The following is a 23,518-nucleotide window of genomic DNA, read 5'->3' as shown; positions in this document are numbered from 1 at the left end:
ATTTTAGTGTTTTGCGTCATTGCGAGGAGAAACTGTAAGTTTCGACGCGGCAATCTTAAGAATCTTATGCTTTTTCATGAGATTGCCACGCTCATTTCATTCACTTAGCTCAGACGCTTTGGTATCCACGCATGGATGACATAAATTTACTTAATTTTTCTAATACCGAGCTTACTTATTAAATCTAAATACTCGCTTACATTTTTTTTCTTTATATAATTAAGTAATCTACGGCGGCGTCCGACTAAGATTAATAACCCTCTTCTTGAGGTATGATCTTTATGGTTAGATTTGAAATGCTCAGTTAAATTATTGATCCGCTCAGTTAAAATAGCACATTGTACTGCACTTGAGCCTGTATCATTATCATTTATAGCATAATTTTTAATTAATTCTTGTTTACGTTCTTGTGTAATCGACATCGATAATTTCTCCTTATTAGTCTATTGCGTTAAATTAAATACTCGTAAAGAATGGAAGCAATTCTTATTTAAGCTACCAATTGCAAGCAAAGCACCTTTATAGCGAACCCACATAAAATCTACGTTTTTATCATAATCAAATAGGCATTTTTGACCATATTTAATTTTTTGTGCTTGCTCGTCGTTAGCATCAAGAACCAGGATGTCGTCCAGTATTGCTTCTATCTTTATATTTTTTTCCTCAAGGGAAAGTTTGGTAATATCATTAGAAGAGTCAATTCGAATAGAATTTTCTTCTTTAAATATTCCAACTTGAGTACGGCGTAATTCTATCACAAATCCTAAACTTTGCAAGGACAATGCCAAATCTTCTGCTAAAGTCCTTATATAAGTACCTTTTGAGCATTCAGCGTAGTAAATAGCAGTAGCATTTTGTTCATCGTAATCAAGACATTTTAGATCATAAATTGTTATATTACGTGGTTTTAGTTCTACTTCTTTACCATCTCGTGCTAATTTATATGCTCGTACTCCATTAACTTTAAGAGCAGAAAAAGCAGGGGGGGTTTGTGTTATAGTACCAATAAATTTAGAGCATATGGCATAGGCACTTTCTTTCGATGGTATAAAATCTGTTGTGGCTATTACTTTGCCGGCATAGTCACCGCTATCGGTTTGCTTACCAAATTTTACGGTAAAAATATAGGTTTTTTTAGCGTCAATCAGCATTTGCACTAATTTTGTAGCTTCACCTATAGCAAGAGGCAGTACTCCTTCTGCCTCGACATCTAAAGTGCCGCTATGTCCTATCTTAACTTTACCAAGTACTTTTTTTATTATACTAACAAGTTTAGCCGAGCTTATTCCTTTAGGCTTATAAACATTTAACCAATAACTATTCATACATTATTTTTCTGAAATGAAGAATTATATACGAAGATCAACTTGGAAAAGAGTAATCGGTCTGTAAGCCGAGGACCGAAGCGTATCACTTAATACGTGAGGACCGGAGGACTTGCAAAGATAACGTAGCCAATTTTTCAAGTTCAACGAGTATATACTTGACGTGGGTTTAAAAAATCTATAATATATAATTCTAGCCAATTAGGTTAGACAGAAATCAATGACAATTAACCAAAATAATTCAAACCATACTTTTTCAAGTCATAATTTAGATAATTCCCCTCGTAAAATCAACAAGTTAATAAATAAATTTTCAGACTATATTTGGCCAATAAAACGCCAAGAGCTTTCTAAGTTTTTATTCATTACTTTGTTAATGTTTTGTATTTTATTTATTCAAAATTTAATCAGAGCATTAAAAGATAGTATAGTTACTACGATGATTGGAGCGGAAACAATTTCCTTTCTAAAGTTCTGGGGAGTTATGCCTTGTGCTTTTTTAATGACGGCTATTTATGTAAAGCTTGTTAATAGAATGAAAGCAGAAAATATATTTTATCTGATCATTTCAATATTTTTAGCATTTTTTGCCCTCTTTGCTTATGTTATTTTCCCAAATCACGAGATATTACATTTAAGTCCAACTACTGCTCAAAATTTAATTACAAGTCTGCCAAACTTAAAATGGTTTATTTTGCTTTTATCGAAATGGAGTTTTTCTCTATTTTATATAATAGCTGAATTATGGCCAAATGTAGCTTTTGCACTACTTTTTTGGCAATTTGTAAATAATATAACTACTGTTGAAGAATCGAAAAGATTTTATCCTTTATTTGGATTACTTAGCCAAACAGGGATTTATTTAGCAGGACAGTTTTTAGAAAATTTAAGTCATATTAATGAGTATGTAGCCGCAAAATTTTCACTACAGGCATCTTTTCATACTCTTTCCGTGCAGATTATATTAACTATAGTATTGATTCTAGGGATAGTAGGTATTAAAACTTTTTGGTTGCTAAATCACAAAGTGCTAGATAAAGAACATATGGCATTGTTGCGTTTTAAGGCAAAGAAAAAAACCATGACAATTGCCGAAAGCTTTCAGATGATCCTTTCTTCCAGACATATTAGATTAATTGCAACTTTACTTATTTGTTATGGTATTGCTATAAATTTAGTGGAAGGACCTTGGAAAGCAGCAGCTACTAAAATATACAAAACCCCGACTGAATATGTTGCATTTATCGGTAATTATTTAAGTTATACGGGAGCGTTTACTATTCTTTTTGTTGTACTTGGCTCAAATATAGTTAGAAAACTCGGTTGGTTTACGGCAGCTATTATTACTCCTATAATAGTTTTTACTACAGGTATATTATTTTTTACTGTTAATAATTTTGAAAACTCTGCTGGTTTGATAGTAGCAAGTATTATCTTAACTGATCCGGCTTTAATTGCTATAACTATCGGTGCTATTCAAAATGTACTCAGTAAATCAAGTAAATATACCTTATTTGATTCAACAAAAGAGATGGCTTATGTGCCGTTAGATAAAGAAATAAAGATAAAAGGAAAAGCTGCTGCTGATGTGCTTGGTACAAAACTTGGAAAATCAGGAAGTGCATTTTTACAATCTTTAGTTTTTATTATTTTACCTTCTGCAAGTTATCAATCTATTTCCGTATGTTTAATGTTTATATTTATAATCACTTGTTTAATATGGTTTTGGGCAGTAAAAGAATTAAACAAAGAATATAAAAAATCTGTTAAACTTTCTCAATAAAAAACAATTTTTTTCTTGCTATTACTAGCAAACTATTATTAGAATTAATGTAATTTAAAATATAGCCTGGAGGTTTTATGAGTAAAGATCCTAATGTAGAAGAAATTATAAAGGAGTTTGATCCAATAGCAAATAAAGAGTTCACTGAAGCAGAAAAGCAAGAACAAACAAGACAGGAGCAAGAGTTGTTTGAGTCTGAGGGAGATAGTATTTTTTTTAGTAGTACTGATACTACACCTGCTACTGCCACTTCAACATCTTCGCTTTCGGCTAGTGCTTTAGCAGGAGGTATATCAGGAGATGGCTTTATAGATCCAATAACTGAAGCTATTCGAAAAGAAATTCTGGAAAAGCAGCGTGATTTAATAAGAAATCAGTTACTAAAAGAAAATGCAGAAAATCCTGATCTGAAACCTAATTTTGAAAATGACGAAAAATTTAGAGATTTTTTAAGAACTTTGAATGAAGATCCAAATAAAAGAGAATTATACGATAAAGCTTTAGAAAATCCTGATCTTAAAAAGGGATTAGAAAATATAGAAATAGCAGGCTATAAGAATGTTCATGCATCACATAGTGCAGAAGTTTATCGTGAAAATAAAATTAAAGAAGAACAAGAAGAGTTATTAAGAAATTATCTTAATAATGATCCTGCTTACTCAGAAGAAGCAAAAGATAAAGAAAAATTCAGACAATTTCTAGCAAACCTTAATGCAGAGGAAAGACAAGGCTTATATGATAAAGCTTTATCTAACGAGCAGTTTAAAGGGCAATATGAAAACATTAGACAAGAATATGCCAATAAATATGTTGGTGGATTTAGGTCAATGCAATGGGAAAATCAAATAAGTGCAGGTGATCTTAGATCAACAGTAATTAAAAATGATGCTGGTGAAGAAATTTGTACGTTAGCCGAAAAAACTCATAAAACTGCCCCGATGACTGTCTATAAGCAGGATGGTACTCCAGTTACAGTTAATTCATATAGAACGATAGACTTTCCTACAGACCTTGAGGGCAAAAGTGGTACGATGCATTTATCGCTTGTTGCACAAAATAAAGAGGGTAAATCTAATAATGCACTCCGTTTTACTGCTCACTATGAAGCAGATCCGCATCCTGATGGTACTCCTAAACTCAAAGAAATAAGCTCACCGCAACCTATAAAATTTATGGGAAAAGATGAAAATGCAGTAGGTTATATAGAGCATGGTGGAGAAATTTATACGCTGCCTGTAACACGAAGCAAATATGAAGCCATGATGAAAGAGGTTGCAGTAAATAAAGGGCAGGGCGTTGATGTCTCACAAACTATAGACCAAGATATTTATAGAGTTCAAGGAGGTGAAAAATCTGTATCTTCACAACAAATAGATCCAGCAAATGAAAAGCCTATTGAAACTAAAAATACAGCGATACCTGAACCTCAATCGGGGATAGCTTCCAATCAAGTGCCTCCTATAACACCTTTTAGTTCAGGGCAAAAGCCTGGGGTTTCACAAATACCACAACCACAACAAGTTGAGATTTCGCAGCCACAACCACAATCACAAGATATAGTTGATGCAGCAACAGGCTTATCGCAAGCTATGCAGAATTTATTAAATCAGTTAAATAAAGATTTAAAAAATGAAAATGAGCCAGCTGGTTTAATCGGTGAGGTAGCAGAGAAAATCTTAGGAGAGAAAGAAGCAAGCGTCGACCAAAAACAAGCAGGAATTAATACTTTAGCTGAAAATGTATTAGGTAATAAAGAGCTTCCTGAAGAGGTAAGGATAGAGGGTTTAGGTAAAATATTAGACACAATAAATAATGATAATGTTTTATCAGAACCAGAAAAAGCAAAATTGCTTGGAGGAATAACATCTGTTGCTCTAGATCAAGATAGTTTAAGTCAAGCTGCTAAAAAACAAATAGTAGAAAAGATAACTGACTCTGCTTTAGAGCTTAATACCTCAGATGTAAGATTGCATGCTATTAATGGCATAACTGATGCTGTATTAGATAGTAACCTGAATAAAGACGAAAAAGGAGAGATATTTGAAGTAATAAGCAATGTAATAGAAGCTTCTAAGCATGATGCTCAAGAAAAAAGTCAATTAAAAAGTGATGTACTAGATAAAGCTAGAGAAGCAGGAATTCTAAGTCCAGAGCAGCAACAATTAATGCAGCAAAATTTAGATAAAATTAAAGAAAAGCAAGCAGCAGAAGAAACAATAAAGAAAGTACAGGGTATTTTATATGATCCTTTATCTGATGCTGTAAAAAAGACGGATGCAATAAAAACTATCACTACAGATGTTTTAGATGGTCCAGCTAAAGCGGAAATAAAAGGTGAAATAGTTGAAGGTATTACAAAAGAAGTTGCTCAAAGTCCTTTAAGTATTAAGGATAAAGTAGGTATTATTGAGGTTGTGGGTGAAGCTATAGCTAGTCATAAAGACATGTCTATACCAGAGAAAGCTACTATTGCTTCATTTGCAGAAGATGGAATTGTAAAAAGCACAGCTGAGCTGAAAGATAAAGAACTAATAACCAAGGGCTTGATAGATGGAATTCATAAGGGTATAGGAAATGAAAGTCCTGAAATAACTCAAGGTGTTGTTAAAAGCATTAAAGCTAATGCTGTACCTGAAGAAAGATCTGCTCTTGAAAATATAGCAAACGAAGCAATATTAGAAAGGGAAATGCAGAATTTAACTCAAGGGTTAAAAGGACAAAATCTAGAACAAGATAAACCAGAGAAAGATATAGTTAAAGCTGCAAGAGAAACAATGGAGGCTTTGGGAAATCTTAATAAAGCTGCTGAGCCTGGATTTGAAAAAGGACCTGTTGATGATACATCAAAACAACAAACAGAAAAACCTATAATATCTGAACAAGAAAAAGTTGTACAAGAAACTTCAAATATGTTAAGCGATGTATCTAATTTTGTAAGTAACAAAGTTGATAAACTACGTAATATTCTTTCTGCCAGTGGTAGTAACTTTAAAACTAATGAAGAAAAGAAAGCTGAATCAGAAAAGCAAGCTAAAGATTTAACTGAAAAGTTTAATGAAAAATCTTCTACTAAAGATCAGTTAGATTTCATACAGGCTAATTTAATTGATAATAAAGATTTATCTAAAGATGCTCGTTTAAAAGCTATAGATAATTTATTACAAGAACAGGTGGAAAAAAGAGGGGCAGCTGTTTCAGGACAATCTCAAGATAAAACAGAAGATGTAAGAACTTTATCAGGAAAGTCTGAATTAAAAACTGTAAGTAAAGATGAACCGGATATTGAAAGAGCTAAAATGGTTGTAGGAAAAGATAAAGTTAATATTAAGGATAATGTCCAAATTATGGCAAAATTGACGGATGCAAAAAATGCTATACAGTTAGAAAATCCTACAATATCCAATGTCAAAGCTCCTAATGGCACTAAAAAAGGACAATCATTTCCATGATGTAAATTTATTAACGTTTGTGTATGGGTTGCCTCTGTGAATTGATTTTTCCGTCATTGCGAGCGAATGAAATGAGCGTGGCAATCCAGAAAAGATAATAAAAAATGCTATAAATTAGCATTTTTTAGCTGGATTGCTTCGTCAATTACTTCGTAATTTCCTCGCAATGACATTATCATTCATCCCTCTTATAATTTAAAATGGCATAATCCTTAGTTATAGCGGGAAAGAAATCTTTGTTGAAAGGTAATAATTCGGTTGTTTTATCTAAAAATTCTACTTCTATTATATCACCAGCACCAAAATTGAGGATATTTTTAATTTTACCGATTTCAGTATGGTTACTGTCTAATACTGATAAATTATTTAAATCGGTTATATAAAACTCGTCTTCTTTTAGTTTTGGCAAACTTGAACGTAAACAAAATAATTTATAGCCTTTTAAATTTTCTGCTTCATTGCGAGTAGATATATCATTAAATTGGCAAATTAATTCACCTTTAGAATTTTGTTTAATTAGATTAATATTTACTTTCTCACCTGATTCGTTTACTAATTCCCTTTCAGTTATTTTTATAGCAGGATCGGTAAAAGATCTTAAAATTACATGTCCTTTAATCCCATGACATGATTTTATTACACCGACTAGAATTAAATTTTCTAAGGAATTCATTAATTTACCTTTAAATTTTGCTAGTTATATATAATAATATATTTAAATAATTTTTTATAGATATGATAAAAAAAATAATTGCTGGCATAATAATTTCTTGCTCCTTATTACTATTTCTTTTTTTTGGTGCATTGTCTCTAGTTAATTATAATTCTGTTGCGAGTAATTTCACTAATCGCTTAGGAATTGCCAATGAGAATATCGGAAAAATAAAAATAAATAAATTCCCAATACCTTATTTAGCCATTGAATCAATAAAGGAAGAGGGAAAAGTAGATTTAGAAGAAGTTAAAGTCTATTTCTCAGTCTGGTCACTTATAAAACTTAGCCCTCAAATTAGTAGGTTAGAAATATTAGACGCTAAGATCTATGCAGATTCTAAGATGCTCAATATTTATAATAATGAAGAGCTAATAGATAAGTTTTTTAAATATAAACTGCAAAATATAAATCTTAATATTACAAACCTCAATATTATTAATAAACAAGATTATTCCATTTTAAATTTTTCTAATTGTTCATTAAAAAAGGAAAATTTAGCATCTAATTATATATTTAAAACTACAAATAACGAGTTAGGCATAATTTCAGGCTCAATTAATAAGAGTGAGAATATAGTAAAGTTTAGCTTTGATATTGATAATAAAGATTATAATTTTAAATTGTCGCAAGTTTATAAGGATTCTAAACTTGATAGCGGTAATGGTGAATATAATATCAAAAACCTAGCGTTAGCAATGTATAACATACTACCGGATTTAAGCCATATTTTAAATAAGCTGAATCAAACAAGTGTAGTAAATGTTAAGTTTAACATTTTAAATTCAGAAGATGCAGTAGAGCTAAAAGATATAGTTGTAGAATCACCATTTATTACGGGGGGTGGTGCTATTAACATTGCTAAAAATGATAATACTACTGGTACTGTTAATTTAAATTTTTCTAAAATAGATTTAAATTCAATAGTTTCTTCAAATGCTCCGGTAACATTTAATACTGCTCCATCGAATATTAGATTTATTTTTGCTGATAAGTTGCTTAAAATCAATATTGTAATTGATGAAGTAATTTTAAGTAATAATAATACATTAGAGAAAGTAACGTTTACTTCTAGCTTATCAAAAGGTACTTTAAAAATAGATGAATGTTTAGGAAGTATTAAACCAGATGGTGAGTTCAAGCTTCTAGGTAATGTAACGCAGAATTCTATTAGAAGTATGTTTGATGGACAAATATATTTAAAGCATAACGATTTTAATTCGTTACTAAATATATTAGGATTTGCTGATATCACAGTTAAAGATGCTATACCATTTACTCTATCGTCTGAGTTAAAACTAACCTTAATAGATTTATTTTTTAAAGATTTATTGCTAAAAACAGATAATTTAAGTTTATCAGGGAATTTTTCTGGTAAATTTATTGCTCAAACACCTCATTTAAATGCTACACTTAGTATATCTTCGCTTGATTTAACAAAAAATAGTTATCCAGTAATTTCACCTTTTATCGAATTTGTGCAAGGCTTGACTAAGGATATGAAGAGCCTAGATTATCCAAGTAAATTTATCCCAATTAGAACAAATCCTTATACAATTAATTTAGATATTTTAGTAGATGGTGTTAAATATAATGATCAAATCTTTGATAAGATGAATCTACTTGCTAAAATTTCACCAGCTAGTGTAAAAATTAGTAATCTAGATTTAAAAACAAATAATAGCTACTTATCAACTAGCTGGAATTTGGATGCTTCTAGCGTATTACCATCTCTAACTGTCGAAATTAAAGATGGTAGTTTAAGTACTGATTTATTATCACCTGCAAAGTTACTTGATTTAAGAAATAAATTAGTAAATGATTATAGTTTAGATAAAGTTACGTTACAAATATATGGTAATTTATCTAGCTTGTCGCAAAATGATTTAGTACTAAAAAATGTTAAATTCTATGCAGTAAATAATAATAATTTACTACAATTCAATAATATTGAAGCAGAACTATTAGGTGGTAAATTGCAAGGTAGTGGTAATATTTTGTTAGATCCTTACTCTCTTAATTTTGTATATGCATTAAATACTATAGATTTAGATAAGGCTTCAGCACTCTTACCTAAAATATTTGCTGCTTCAGAAGGTGAAATAAGTATTAGCGGTAGTTTTTCCACTAACGGCAATACTCTGCAAAATCAACTATATAACCTTACTAGTAAATCACAATTTGCTATAAATGTTATCACGGTTAATAACTTTAATATTGATTCTTTCATACAGAAAATTAATAATTATGATTATAATGCATCGAATCTTGATAAAGATATAAATAGTGCTATAACGACAGGACAACAAAGAATTACGGGTATAAGTGGTAATATTGACTTACAAAAAGGCATTGCTCTTTTAAAAGATATAAATTTTGTCACGCAATATAGTACAGGGGCTGCATCTTTCGCAGTTAATATATATAATTTTGATATGGATTCATCTAATATTCTATCTTTTTATATTCCGTCTAGCCTTGTTAAATCTGATCCAAAAAATACTAGTTCTAATGCAGATAAAAGTATTTTAAGCAATCTTAGTTTGAAAATACAAGGAAATATGTTTGCTCCTAAAAAGACCTTTAATAGTAGTGAATTAAAAAAATTGCTAATACCTCAGCAAACAACTACAGAAGAAACTAATTTAGTTAACCATTAAAAATAAAAACACATGACTACCAATAAAAATTTAGACGAAAATATTAGTTTTGAAGAAGCTTTAAGCGAACTTGAAGAAATTGTAAAAAAAATAGATAACGGGCAAGAGACTTTAGAAGCGGCAGTTAATAGTTTTGAGCGTGGTATTTTGCTTAAAAATCACTGTGAAAAGAAACTTAAAGAAGCCCGTTTGAAGATTGAGAAAATTACTAAGCTTGCCGATTCTACAATAACCTTGGAGGAAGTGGAGGTCTAAATAAAGGATGATTTATTATGCATAATAGTTTTCTTATAAGGCTTGTCCGGTGTTGTTGCATGACTCCTATGTCATTCCCGCGAAAGTGCAGTAGTGTCCGGAGAAAATTGGAGTATTATTAAAACCGTCATTGCGAGCGGTCGTAGACCGCGTGGCAATCCAGAAAAATAGTAAAAAATAACTAATTTTAGCATTTTTTTACTTCCTTGCTTCGCCCTTATTACTTTGTAATTCTTCTCGCAATGACGAAAAAACCTAATAATAATAACGTTTATTTTTTCTCCGGACACTACTGTGCAAAAGCGGGAATCTAGGAAAAAAGTCTAAATACAGTAAATTTTTTAAAATAAAAGCTCGATTTATCTCGCTTTATGCTGGATTCCCGCTTTTGCGGGAATGACATTGTATAGCAGCTAATTATTTAAAATGATACAAACATAAATATTATTCTATGCCTGAACAGATAATTGATTTTATTTATAACATTCCTAATATTGTCTTATTTCTTATAATCAACATTATTTTAATGGGGTTTTGCAGTATATGCTTATATCTCTCTAAATATATCATCCCAACTAATTTCCAAAGAGAAGAATTAGGCAGCCTTGGAGGATTTTTATCAGGTGTAGTAGGAAGCATGTATGCAGTATCAACCGGTTTTGTATTAATATATCTGCTTGGTAATTTTAATAAAGCTCAAGAAGTAGTGGCAACCGAATCTACAATATTAATGAGGCTTGCAGATAGTGTTAGTTGGCTTCCCCACGAGATGAAGCCTGCAATTTATGCAGATATTAAAAATTATGCACAAGATGTAGTAGGGCGTGAATGGCAGTTAATGAGGGATGGTAAAAAAATCGGTCATGAAGCACTTAGTTTTCTGCAAGATATTACTAGTCGTCTTAAAGATTATAAAGTAAATGATCAGATGCAATTATTTATTAAAAAAGAAATAGTTAAAGAGATCAAAGAGCTTTATACCATCAGGTATAATAGGATTAAAATGTCTTATTTTTCCTTAAATGTTCAATATTGGGTAGTCGTATTTATTATGACTACTATTAACCTAATTTTTGTTTGTATGCTTGGGATTAGGGTCTACTTGCATAAAATTTCAGTCATGTTAGTTTGTATAACCTCCGGTTCTATGATTTTCTTATTATTTATATTAGATAAACCTTTCCGTGGTCCTTTCGCGGTTAATCAATATGATCTTAATAAGGCTATTACATATATTGAACGTTTGGAGTAAAGTGTTTTTTGTCGTCATTGCGAGGAGATGCGTAGCATCGCCGTGGCAATCTCGTTAAGCATCCTGAGATTGCGTACGTACAAAACTTGCAGTTTCTTCTTGCAATGACGTTTTCTAATTTTCAAAGCAAAGCACATGCATATATATAAAAACAATTTTCATAGAGGCTCGTTTAACATTTGGGATCTATGTATAATATTGATTATATGCGGGATTATATTTGCAATAGGTAAGGGGCTGCATGAAATGGATTCATCCATTGTGGCTATTGCAAAAAACGAAATATATTTAGATCCAATCCATTTATTAGAATATACGCTGCAAACTACATTACGAATGTTTATAGCGATTATTATTTCGCTGATAACTGCTATAATATACGGGACTATTGCCGCAAAATATAAAACAGCAGAAAATATTTTAATACCAATATTAGATATCTTTCAATCTGTACCGATATTAGGCTTTTTAACATTTACTGTTACATGGTTTGTATCAATATTTCCAAATAGTAGTTTAGGTATAGAATGTGCGGTAATATTTGCTACATTTACTAACCAAGTGCCTAATATAGCCTTTAGCTTTTACCAATCACTTAAAACTATCCCGAATGATTTAGTCGAAGCAAGTAATATATTTAAACTTTCACCGCTGAAAAAATTTTTAAAGCTTGAATTGCCTTTTGCCACACAAGGGCTAATTTGGAATAGCATGATGTCGATGTCTGGTGGTTGGTTTTTTCTCGTAGCATCAGAGACTGTAGTAATAGGCGGGAATACAATTAGTGTACCTGGTATTGGTTCGTATATAGCTAAAGCGATATATGAGAAAGATATAATTTCTATAATCTATTCTGTAATCACTATGTTTATAGTAATTATATTATATGATCAAATTATATTTCGTCCGTTAATTGTGTGGGCAGATAAATTTCGTTATGAGAATATAGTAAAAGCTTGTACACCTAAATCCATGGTTGTGGATTTATTTAAAAAGACAAATTTTATCACCATAATATATAGCAAAAATTATCTCTATTATATTCATACCATGTAATTTTTTTATTAATAATATAACCAAAATTATCTCAAATCTTTTATCTAAGCTCTATATTATTTTTATAAAACCAATACCAAATTTACTTATAGCTATCCTATGGTATGGGTGTTTAGCTTGTTTAGCAATATATGCTGCAAATAAATGCTATGGCTTTGCTAAAACAGCAATTAGTTTATCGGAGTTTTTATTAGTAATAAAATTAGGCTTTTTTACTCTACTAAGAGTAATTGCTATGGTCATTTTAGCTATTATTATATGGGTACCTATCGGTGTATTTATCGGATTAAATAGTAGCTATACCGCAAAAATGATGCCTGTAATACAGATTGCTTCAGCATTTCCTGCTAATTTTTTATTTCCTTTCGTGGTTATTTTTATTTCGCACTATAATCTCAATCCCAACATAGCTTTGAGTTTTCTTATGATACTTGGCACTCAATGGTATATTCTCTTTAATGTTATAGCTGGAACTTCGGCATTTCCTGCTGATTTAAAAGAATCAGCTAATATATTTCGTGTTAAAGGATGGCTATGGTGGAAAAATATTATATTACCTGGAATTTTCCCTCATATAGTTACTGGCGTTATAACAGCTTATGGAGGAGCTTGGAATGCAAGTATAGTAGCAGAAATAGTATCTTGGGGAAATGTGCGTATTTCTGCAATTGGTCTTGGTTCGTATATTACAAATGCTAGTGATTACAGCCGAGTAGCTATTGGGGTAGTGGTAATGTCTCTATATGTTATAGTTATAAGCCGTTTGGTATGGCGTCCGTTATATAATTTGTCGGTAAGTAAGAGTAAGTTAAGTTAGATGTTGTTTTATACCACGTCATTGCGAGGAGTGAAGCGACGTGGCAATCTCAGGATGCTTAATGAGATTGCTTCGTCGAAACTTTCAGTTTCTTCTCGCAATGACGATTTTGAAGTTACCTAATTAATAGAAATAATCCTATGACCAATAAAGAAATATTGATTTTAAAGGAAATAAATAAAAGTTTTATTGCTCCGTCAGGTAATGAAGTTAAAATTTTGGACAATATTAATTTTACTCTTTATGAAAAAGAAATTGTTGGGTTGCTTGGTAAATCTGGTTCAGGTAAATCTACTTTACTGCGGATATTATCGGCATTAGTACCCCCTACAAGTGAGGAAGTAATATTTAATAGCAAAAAAATTGAAGAACCAATAGAGGAAATTTCTATGGTATTTCAAAATTTTGCTCTTTTCCCGTGGCTTACAGTACTTGAAAATATTGAACTTGGCTTAAAAGCAAAAAATTTACCATCAGACGAAGTAAGAAAAAAAGCCATGAACGCTTTAAATATAATAGGGCTTAGCGGATATGAACATAATTACCCAAAAGAAATTTCAGGAGGTATGAAACAGCGTGTAGGGATTGCAAGATCGCTTGCAGTTGAACCTGAGATTTTACTTATGGATGAAGCGTTTTCTGCTTTGGATATTTTAACCGGTCAAGCATTAAAAACAGATTTATTAGATTTATGGTCAGAAAAAACTATATCATTAAAATCTATATTATTAGTAACGCATAATATAGAAGAAGCCATATTTTTATGTGATAGAGTTATGGTATTATCTTCAAATCCCGGTAAGATTATAGCAGAAATCCCTATTACTTTGCCGCATCCACGTGATCGTTTGAGTAAAGAATTCACTTGTCTTGTAAATAGAATTTACGATTTGATGAAGATTAATTTAAAATCTAACAGTGCTGATATTATGTCGATTCATGCTGCCGAGCCTTATAATATGGAACGAATGATGGAAATTTTGATATCTAAGCCATATAGCGGTCAGGCTAGCCTTGCTACCTTAGCTAAGTCGTTAAATATATCATCTGATAATTTCTTTAGCATTTTAGGAGCTTTGCAACTTTTTCAGTTTATTGAAATCCAAAATAGTGATGTACATATTACCGGAGCGGGTAGGGTGTTCCTTGATGGGGATGCAGAAGAAAGAAGAAAAATCTTTGGTAGACATTTGATTGAATATATTCCCGTAGCTGCTTCTATTAGGCGTATTTTACAAGAATCTAAAAGCCAAATGAAAAAGCAAACTCTTATTAGTCACTTAAGAAAGGAATATAAGAATGAAGAGCTTACAAATATATTAAATACTGTAATAGAGTGGGGACGTTACGGAAATCTATTTATTTACAATAACATAACGCAAATATTTAACTTAATATAGCTTCAACTGTTTCAGGATTTAAACTTAGTCTTTTATACGTATTTACTTAAGCTTATAACGTGTGGCTTTTCCTTGACCAATAGATTTTAAACGTTTTAAATCAACTAATTTTTTTATAATAGACTCAACTGTTCTTTCTGGAAAATTTAATGCACTTACAGCATCTTTTCGACTAAACTCTTTATTTTCTTTGTTAATCCAATTCCATAATAATAATTGTTTTTCCGATAATAAATACTCTATATTATCCTCTTTAATTATTTGTAAAGCTTTAGTGCTTTGTAATTTAACTACATTTAAGAAAAACTTTAACCAAGCTGTAATATCCTCTGCTTCCTTTTTCCAATGACTTTGTGTTTTATTAAGTGCCTTATAATAATCTACTTTATTTTCTTCAATAATACGCTCATGAGAGACGATTTGAGTAAATAAATAACCATGTTTTAAAAGTAATAAATTTGTTAATAATCTACTTGTCCGCCCATTACCATCTTGAAATGGATGAATTGCTAAATACTCAAAAATAAAATTAGCAATAAGTATGAGTGGATGTTTAGCTTTATCTTTAACAGCTAAATTATACCAATCTATTAGCTCTTGCATTTCTTTTTTAACTAAATATGGTGGTGTCGGTTCAAATATCACACCCACTATATTACCATCATGGTCTTTTGCTTCTACACGATTTGATGCAAATTTATAATTACCTTTATGACGTATATCTTTATCGCTATAAATTAACATATCATTATGTAGTTTTAATATAAATGACTTTGTAATATGTATTTCATCATAATTATTAAAAATCAATTCAAGGCATTGTAAGTATCCTGCTATTTCCTGCTCATCACGTGTTTTAAATTTTTGAACATCTAAATTTTTATAAAGATTTTCTACTTGATTATCGGTAAGTTTATTTCCTTCAATACGGTTAGAAGAACCTGTAGAGGTTATAATTACACAGCGAGTCAAACGCTCTATTGTTTGAGGCAAAAGTTGCTTAGTAATTTGCCAACTATTTTTTACGCCCTCGACTTCAGAAATTATTGCATATATTTCTTCAACTGTTTCAGGATTTAAACTTAGTCTTTTATGAATACGAAAATTTTGCAGGCTCATTTATAATCTCACATAGCTACTATGTGAGATTATGTGAGGAAGTCAATATTAATCTATAAATTTACTTTAATTTTTAAAGAACCTTGGTTAGCAATATATTTCTTTGCAAGAGATAGGTTATATCTAATACCTAGTTCTAACATATTATATCTAGTTGAAACACCACAACCTACATTATAAAGAATTTTTGCTGGTTTAAATCCAATTGTTGTAAGCAGCTCGTCATTTCCATCAAGATATGCGTTGATATTAGGTGATTTATGGTTAAAGTTATAATTTATAAAGCCATGTAACTCAGGTTTTAGTATTATATTTTCTACAAGGAAATTAGTTGTACCTTTTAATCCAATTATCCCCTCAAATTTATTATATGAATTTCTTCTAACTGATAAATTTTGGAAAGTAGTATTGTTTTCGTTATAGCTGCTATTTTTAAATGTAGCATAACGAATTCCAAGCATAGGAGTTAGAGTTGTAAGGTTAGAGTTAGGTATAATATAATTATAACCTCCAAGTAATTCACCACTATAAAAACTATTGGTAAATTGTCCTATAGCAGTTTGATTACCTGTAGAAGTAATACGTTTTTCCTTATTTTTTATTCTACTTGTACCATACGAACCTATAAACTCAGCAAATAAGTTATTTTGTAGCCAGTTATAAAGCCCGTAAACAGAGAATATATTACTTGTAGCTTTAGTTTTATCACCAGCTTTAGTATTCTTGTGGCGTAATTTACTCTCTGCTCTAGTATAAGCAGCACCAAGTACTATAGAATTATCGAACGCATAATCAATCCCTATTATACCACCGCCAGTGTTGGATTTATAACCACTTGCACCATTTTTAGATTTTTGCGTTGCGATGCCATAGAATGGTACACCCCAAACGCCAGTACCGATATTATCTTCATCACAAGCAGCAGTTGCGGCTTGAGTTCTATTAATAGTACGTCTTCTACCGCTAGTATTATTATTTTTAAGAGTTGAATTTGGTTCATTTAGTCCGCTTAATCCAGTTTCGTCTCCTAATTCTTCTAATCGTCCAAAAATTCCTTCTGAGGTTAAATTATCCATGTTTATAGCAACATCGGTTAATATATTTTGGAGTTCCATATTAGTAAATTCTCCGACTCCTTCACTAACTTCTGTAATATTTACTCTATGACCTAAACGATCTAACGTTTCAATCATGGTATTTGTAGGCATAGCTTCTAGATCTTTCTTTAATTGAGCAGCACTACTAGTAGTGTCAGAATCCTTAACATTATTAGCTAATTGTGTTGCTATACCGCTAGCTACAGGATTGGTTATAGGATTTATTACAGATGGATCAAAACCGCCAGAGCCATTACCTCCATCTCCACCGTTACCGCCATCACCTCCATCTCCGCCGTCACCACCGTCACCGCCATCTACATCATCTGCAACTAATGCAAATCCAGTACCATCACTAACCCAATTTTTCCATTTATTTCCTGTATCGCTAGAATTAATAGTTACGTCGCTGTTAGGATAAGGAGAGAAAGTTGCTCCCTCATTAAGAGTAACTATTTGATGCTTATCACCTTTTGTAATTTTAGTTGTATCTGATCTGGATACTACATTGATTATTATTTTATTTATGTTGGACATATCATAACTTGAATCCTGATCAACTAATATATGTCCACCTGTTTTTAATGTCGTATCAAAATATGTGATAATATTTAATGTGCCATTATGTGTAACATTTCCCGTATGTTTTAATTCATAATTTGCTAAATCTAAAATGGCATCTGTTACGTTTAGGTCACCCTCCAGCACTGAGTTAGCTGTTAAAATTAATTTTGCTTTATCAGCTATTAAAGTACCTGCTTGTATATTTTTCTCAAGTATAACAGATGTGTTAGGTGAAAATTCTAATCGTTGTACATTTTTAACTTCTTCTTTGAACCAAACATTTTGATCAAATTTTATAGTACCGCCATTATTAATTGGGGCATTTACTAAAACAGCGTCTTTGAATTCTGCAGACGAAGTAGAATCTGCAAAATTAAAATTACTTGCCGCAACATCGGTTAAATAAGTAAATAATTGAAGTGAACGAGGTAGCGGTGTACCATCTACTATGGCGTTAGGGAGGTTTAAAGTCTTAGGATTTGTATTATTAGTTCCACGATCAAAATTAACAGTTTTACCTGCATCAATATTAACATTGCCAGCATATAGATCACCTTTGATAGTATTATTACCACTAAACTGAACGCTTGCTAAACTTTTACCGCTGCTACCTAAATCATAACTACTAGCACCATCAATATTAAGTTTTACATTACCCTGTCCGTTATTAGCAGTAGTTACGCCTGAATAGAACTTATCAGTATTAATATTGACTAAGCCATTGCCTAGTAACTCTATTGATTTTAATTTATTAGTATCAGTACCTATTGCACCATTTGCTGTAAAGTCGGTTACTGCTATTGTATGAGTATTATTTCCTGCTGTAGTAACGTTTGTAACATTACTTGCTGCATTTAAAGTTAAAGTTGCTGGGTTGTTTGCATTAGAAAAGTTAATGTTTTGAGCATTTAAACCACCTGAAATTATAGCATCGCTATTTGCTACTTCTATAGTATTAAGAGAATTATTAGCCCCAATAGTAGATGTTATATTAATAGGTGCTGGGTTATTTAATTTTAAAGTACCGCTATTAGCATTATCGCTAGAAATATCAGTAGCAGTTAAATTATTCTTAACCTCTATAGTAGCACCATTTAATAGAATAACCTTGCCACTGTTAACAGTGTTGCCAAAACTTACACTACCTGCTTGCACTGTAATATTACCGACTACCGCACTTGAACCTATGCTGCCGCTAACACTACCACCATTTGTAAAGACTAGATTTACAGCCTGACCGCCGCTTGTGTTAATGCCTACAGTTAAATTAGTGCCTGCTGCAAAAGTTATATTATTATTTCCGTTACCTTGAATTTCACCGATAGAGTAATTACCGCCAGCAGTTAAAGATACATCACCTGCTCCAGCTTTTAGCATAGCTATATTAGTAATTAAATCGGTAACTTGTCCTGCACCTAGGAAAGTTAATGTACCATTCTGAATACCAGTGCTTGCTACAGTTCCATTAATATTTACCCCATCAGCAAGATTTATTGTGCCTGCATTACCTTGAAAATCTACCTTGCCGTTTATATTACCTGTTGCTGAATAAATTGTACCTTTTGTGAAATACACATCAGCATTTACTTCTCCTAATTCTATTGTATTAACACCAAGCGATATCTTCTCAACAAATATACCGACATTTAAATCTATAGTACCATTACCAGTGCTGATAAAATCTAATTCTTTTAACCTTTGACCATTAACGCCAAGTGTATAATTAGCATTACCACCATTATCAATTGTTAACTTATTATTTCCGGTTGTTAGTTGTACTTTACCAAACTGATCACCGCCTGGACTTAAAATTCCTGTTAAAGTGATGGTTCTATCAGTAGTATTTGAACTATTTTGAAGATTTAAAGCAGAATCTGGATTAGCAAATGTCATTTTCGCACTATTTAAAGCAAAATCTTTACTTTCTGCATCTAAGCCGTAAGTAGCTGCTCCATTTGCTCCTGCTTCACCTATAATTATATTTTGAATTAAAGCTGATGTTAGGCTTTGATCAGTAAGATTTGCTCCAGCTTTAATATTTAACTTATTGGCATTATGAACGTCTAAATTATCACTAATTGTAACGTTACCAATAATATTTAAAGCAGTAAGTGCATTACCATCTGTGCCAAGTGTTGCTCCATTTTGACCACTTACTGTTAATTTTGCAGTACTACCATCTAAAGAGACGGTACCACCGCCACCGGTAAATCCTGCTAAGCTAGCGGCAAATTTAGTAGTTTGTTCTACTGGAGCAGATATTACTAATTCTGAATTTGCATTGTTAAAGTTAATACTACTATTTGCTACACTTAGAAGAGTAACATTAGGATTATTTTCTTTAATAGTAAAAATTTGTGAGGCTAAATTGTTTCCTATATTAATTGTTTTAAGCGTACCTATATTGGTAGCCGTTAATGTAGTTAAAACATTTAATACGCCATTATTGCCATTTATAATAGCATCTAGGATATATTGACCATTACCGCTAAATTCTAAAATACCGCCATTTGTTTTAAAATCAAGATTAGGCGTTGTTAGATTTCCGCTAAGCTGAATTCTTCCACCATTTATAAAATTGATATTTTCAGCAAATACATTATTTTTCAGAACTACCTTTGATGTATTATCACCTTGTATATTTATAGTAGCTGGGCTATTTTCGGCATCAGTACCTATATTTTGAGCTACTCTACCATTATAGGTAAAATTTAAAGTACCAGCTACACTGCCAGTGCTTGTTACAATTCCCTCTATACTAAAGCCGTCACCTAAAGTAAATGTTCCACCTTTACCTTTGAAATCTACCCCACCTGTAAAATTCCCTGTAGATGTTAATTTCCTGCTCCATCATAAAATGCATTAACTGTTGTAGCCCCTGCTATTGTGGCATCTGCCCCAGCATTAACTGTTAAGGTTGTTGCATTTACATTACCGCCTATAGTATCAATGCCATTAAATACGATTTCAGCTAAACTATTACCTGTTACTCCACCTGTAATTGTTCCATCTTTTTCGAATATTAATTGACCATTTCCGGCATCTGCTTCATTTGTTATGCTGCCATCAAAATTAATCCTATCTAGTAACGTTAGTGCAGATGTATTATCTGTTAAGGTTATAATTTGTGAATATATACCACCGCCAAGGCTACTATCTCCTGCACCAACTTTTACTTGTGCAAGTGCTGCACCGTTTTCACCTATTCCATCTGTAACACTACTACCTGCTCCAAGTGTTAATACCCCTTTTCCATCATTACTTGTTTTTACTGAACCTGTTACTTTTACTCCGTTACCTAAAGTTAGAGCCGAATTTTGATCAGTTAATAATACAGGTGCAAATACATCAGCTAAGAAAGTAACAAGATTTGCTCCGATATTTACAAGCTTTAGGCTAGCTTTGTCAGTACCTATAGTGCCTGTAACATTACCACCATTTATTGTTAGCATTCCTTGGTTAGGGGCAGATGTTGTAACTGAATTGATTGTGCCATTTACAACTAAAATACCATTTGCACCAAATGCTATATTACTGTCTAATTGTAGATTTAAAGGCTGAGTAAATGTTACTTGACCTGTGCTATTCATACTTAAGAGTTTTGTAAACACATTATTATCAATTGTGATACTTCCAGGATTCCCGGGAGTTCCAATAGTACTAACTATGAATTCTTTCAGATGATGGTCATTATCTTGACCTATGGTAAATGGACCACCATTATTTGTTATTGTTAAATCCTGCCCAGCAGTACTTACTCTTACTATCCCGTAACCATCCTGAGTCGATGAAGGATTGAGATTATTATTTAAAGTAAATGTTCTAGCATCTGTATTACTGCTATTTACTAAAGCTAGCTGTGAATCCGCTCCTTCAAATATTATTTGTCTGTTATTTGCTAATAAATCTATATTACCACTTACAGCATTTACAGCATCAATTGTATAAGTGGTTTTATCTTTAATTCTTATTTCATCAATATTACCGGCATTAGGATCTTGAATTGTAAAGTCAGCATTAACGACTATTGTGCCGTTAGCAGCATTTGCTACAAGCCCTATTGTAGATGGTGCATTTATGATAATTGTACCACCATTTGCATTACCTGCGTTAAAGGTTACAGTTCCTGCTGTTAAACCAGTATTAACGTTAATTGTTCCTGATGGATTAGTGCTATTTGTATAGGTAATATTTGTGATACTACTGTTGATGCTGGTGTTAACAGTGTCACTTAAATTAAGATTTGTACCCGCACCACCGCTAAACTCTAATGTATTTAAGCCAGTTATTGCTCCGTTAATAGAGCCATTTCCTAAAGTAATTACTGTAGCATTATTACCATTAGTTATTGTTCCTGTAAGCTTGCTACCATCACCTAAAGTAAATGTTCCGTTATTATCATTATAATTTACATTACCTGTAAGCCCACCAGTAGCTGTTACACTGCTGTTTCCTGCATTATATCCTAAATCACCGGTCATAAGACCAGTAACAATTGCACTAGCTCCATCATTAGCGACAACAAAATTTGTAGAATTTACAGTGGAATCAAGTTTTATGTTTGCACCATTAAAATTAATAGTGGTAGCATTTGTAATAGCTCCTGTAATTTCGTTATTACCTGCAAGATTTATAATTGTTGACAGGACACCCTGCGAATCTATAGTCCCTGTTATCTTTTTTCCATCTGCTATGTTCAACACAAAATTATTAGTACCATTACTAACATTTTGAATTGCACCTGTAATATTATTATTTATAGCTATGGTAAAATTAGGATTTTGATCAACATCACGCTTAAACAGGATATTTGTTGCATTAATTGCTCCGTTTAGAACAATATTAGTACTAAATTCATTCCCGTTTATAATATTGAAATTTGCAATATGGTTAGTTCCACCTACAGTACCATCAATTATAGCAGCTGTTCCAGCGTTATCTCCATTATGGCTTATAGTAACTGAACCATATGCTCCTCCTACATCTAGATTGTCAAAATTTGCTGTTAAGGTCTGACCAGCATTAGAATATACAGAGAAATTACCACCATTTTTATTAAAATTTACACCACCGTTAATACCGCCTTGAGCAAATAAGGTAGCATCTGCATTATAGTTTAATGTTCCGGTAATTAAGCCAGCAACAACAACATTTGCTTTTGCATTTGCTAAATTAATGTTAGTTGCATTAACAATTCCGCCAAAATTTATATTACCACTGCCATTAATACTTACCAAACTTAAAGAGTTAGTCCCTCCGATATCTTTAGTAATAGTTACACCGGTTCCTATATTTAATTTACCATTACCAGCAGTTCCGGTATTGTCGATACTGCCTGAAAGATTTATACCATCATTAATTGTTATTGTAGAATTTTTACCAGCAAAATCTATAGAAGTAATTATTTGATTACCGCTACCAGCAATAGTTGCATTTACATTGTCAGCAGTGAATTTAACAGGTGCGAATACGTTAGATGAGAAAGTAACAGGATTCGTTCCGATATTTACTGCTAATAAAGAATTAGTCGCATCACCTATGGCACCTGCAACATTCCCACTATTTATTGTTAATGTTCCTTGGTTAGGGGCATTCGTTATAATCGCACCAGTTACGCCGTTTACGACGAGTGTCCCATTTGCTTTATAAATAACCTGACCATTTGTTCCTAAATTTAAAGGTTGGTTAAACGTTACTTGGTTAGTGTTATTTACAGTTAATAAGCTTGTAAATATTGCAGGATTAATTATGATATTACCACTGCCATCAACTATGAATTCTTTCAGACGATGTGTAGGATCTTGACCTATGGTAAACGCACCGTTATTGGCTATAGTTAACCCATTAGTTGTTGAGCTTACTCTTACTATGCCGTAAATATCTTGAGTAGTAGAAGGAATTAGATTAGCAAATAGCGTAAATTTATGATCAGCATTACCAGTATTTACTAGATCAAGCTCTGAGTTTTTTCCTAGAAAATTTATCTTCGCACCATTATTTAACAAATCTACATCACCGTTTTTAGCATC

General features: G+C 31.9%; 13 protein-coding genes and 1 pseudogene. 8 read left to right on the top strand and 6 right to left on the bottom strand.

Annotation, left to right across the window (positions count from 1 at the left end; translation table 11 throughout):
- Positions 1–146: 146 nt before the first annotated feature.
- A complete protein-coding gene (gene rpsO, locus AAHF54_RS04590) occupies positions 147–422 on the bottom strand; it encodes a 30S ribosomal protein S15 (protein ID WP_011477440.1) in 276 nt (91 codons plus the stop codon).
- A 21-nt stretch (positions 423–443) separates the two neighbouring features.
- Entirely contained in the window at positions 444–1,325 is an 882-nt protein-coding gene (gene truB / locus AAHF54_RS04585) for a tRNA pseudouridine(55) synthase TruB (protein WP_341788136.1), read from the bottom strand.
- A 220-nt stretch (positions 1,326–1,545) separates the two neighbouring features.
- Between truB and tlc4 the strand changes: the two genes are divergently transcribed.
- Positions 1,546–3,108, top strand: coding sequence for an NTP/NDP exchange transporter Tlc4 (tlc4, locus tag AAHF54_RS04575; RefSeq protein WP_341795115.1), 1,563 nt, complete (start codon positions 1,546–1,548; stop codon positions 3,106–3,108).
- Positions 3,109–3,185: 77 nt separating this feature from the next.
- Complete coding sequence (locus tag AAHF54_RS04570; protein ID WP_342169849.1) at positions 3,186–6,557, top strand: Sca4 family spreading effector; 3,372 nt, start codon at positions 3,186–3,188, stop codon at positions 6,555–6,557.
- 175 nt (positions 6,558–6,732) lie between these two features.
- Here AAHF54_RS04570 and rimM read toward each other — a convergent pair whose 3' ends face one another.
- Positions 6,733–7,230 (bottom strand): ribosome maturation factor RimM, encoded by a 498-nt coding sequence (gene rimM / locus AAHF54_RS04565; protein WP_341788133.1) that lies wholly within the window; start codon positions 7,228–7,230, stop codon positions 6,733–6,735.
- Positions 7,231–7,292: 62 nt separating this feature from the next.
- Here rimM and AAHF54_RS04560 point away from each other — a divergent pair, with 62 nt between their 5' ends.
- From AAHF54_RS04560 to AAHF54_RS04535, 6 genes are all read left to right on the top strand, one after another.
- Complete coding sequence (locus AAHF54_RS04560) at positions 7,293–9,929, top strand: AsmA-like C-terminal region-containing protein (RefSeq protein ID WP_341788132.1); 2,637 nt, start codon at positions 7,293–7,295, stop codon at positions 9,927–9,929.
- 12 nt (positions 9,930–9,941) lie between these two features.
- Positions 9,942–10,184 carry an exodeoxyribonuclease VII small subunit gene (locus AAHF54_RS04555; RefSeq protein ID WP_011477434.1) on the top strand — a complete coding sequence of 81 codons (243 nt, stop codon included), beginning with the start codon at positions 9,942–9,944 and terminating at the stop codon, positions 10,182–10,184.
- A 526-nt stretch (positions 10,185–10,710) separates the two neighbouring features.
- A complete protein-coding gene (locus tag AAHF54_RS04550; RefSeq protein WP_341789228.1) occupies positions 10,711–11,436 on the top strand; it encodes a DUF4239 domain-containing protein in 726 nt (241 codons plus the stop codon).
- A gap of 135 nt (positions 11,437–11,571) precedes the next feature.
- Positions 11,572–12,492 (top strand): ABC transporter permease subunit, encoded by a 921-nt coding sequence (locus AAHF54_RS04545; RefSeq protein ID WP_342169848.1) that lies wholly within the window; start codon positions 11,572–11,574, stop codon positions 12,490–12,492.
- Between the two features lie 235 nt (positions 12,493–12,727).
- Positions 12,728–13,309 carry an ABC transporter permease subunit gene (locus AAHF54_RS04540; RefSeq protein ID WP_341788128.1) on the top strand — a complete coding sequence of 194 codons (582 nt, stop codon included), beginning with the start codon at positions 12,728–12,730 and terminating at the stop codon, positions 13,307–13,309.
- A gap of 140 nt (positions 13,310–13,449) precedes the next feature.
- A complete protein-coding gene (locus tag AAHF54_RS04535) occupies positions 13,450–14,709 on the top strand; it encodes a nitrate/sulfonate/bicarbonate ABC transporter ATP-binding protein (protein ID WP_342169847.1) in 1,260 nt (419 codons plus the stop codon).
- Between the two features lie 42 nt (positions 14,710–14,751).
- On the opposite strand, the gene AAHF54_RS04530 is transcribed toward AAHF54_RS04535, so the two are convergent.
- The 3 genes and pseudogenes from AAHF54_RS04530 to AAHF54_RS04520 form a co-directional block, all read right to left on the bottom strand.
- Positions 14,752–15,828, bottom strand: a complete 1,077-nt coding sequence (locus AAHF54_RS04530) for a Fic family protein (RefSeq protein ID WP_342169846.1) — start codon at positions 15,826–15,828, stop codon at positions 14,752–14,754.
- A 53-nt stretch (positions 15,829–15,881) separates the two neighbouring features.
- Positions 15,882–19,442, bottom strand: a pseudogene (locus tag AAHF54_RS04525) (autotransporter domain-containing protein); the annotation flags it as partial.
- A gap of 881 nt (positions 19,443–20,323) precedes the next feature.
- Complete coding sequence (locus AAHF54_RS04520) at positions 20,324–23,494, bottom strand: hypothetical protein (protein WP_342169844.1); 3,171 nt, start codon at positions 23,492–23,494, stop codon at positions 20,324–20,326.
- Positions 23,495–23,518 lie beyond the last annotated feature (24 nt).

This window comes from Rickettsia endosymbiont of Seladonia tumulorum (assembly GCF_964030815.1).
Classification (GTDB): Bacteria; Pseudomonadota; Alphaproteobacteria; order Rickettsiales; family Rickettsiaceae; genus Rickettsia.
This window is presented reverse-complemented; position numbering and strand designations above follow the sequence as displayed.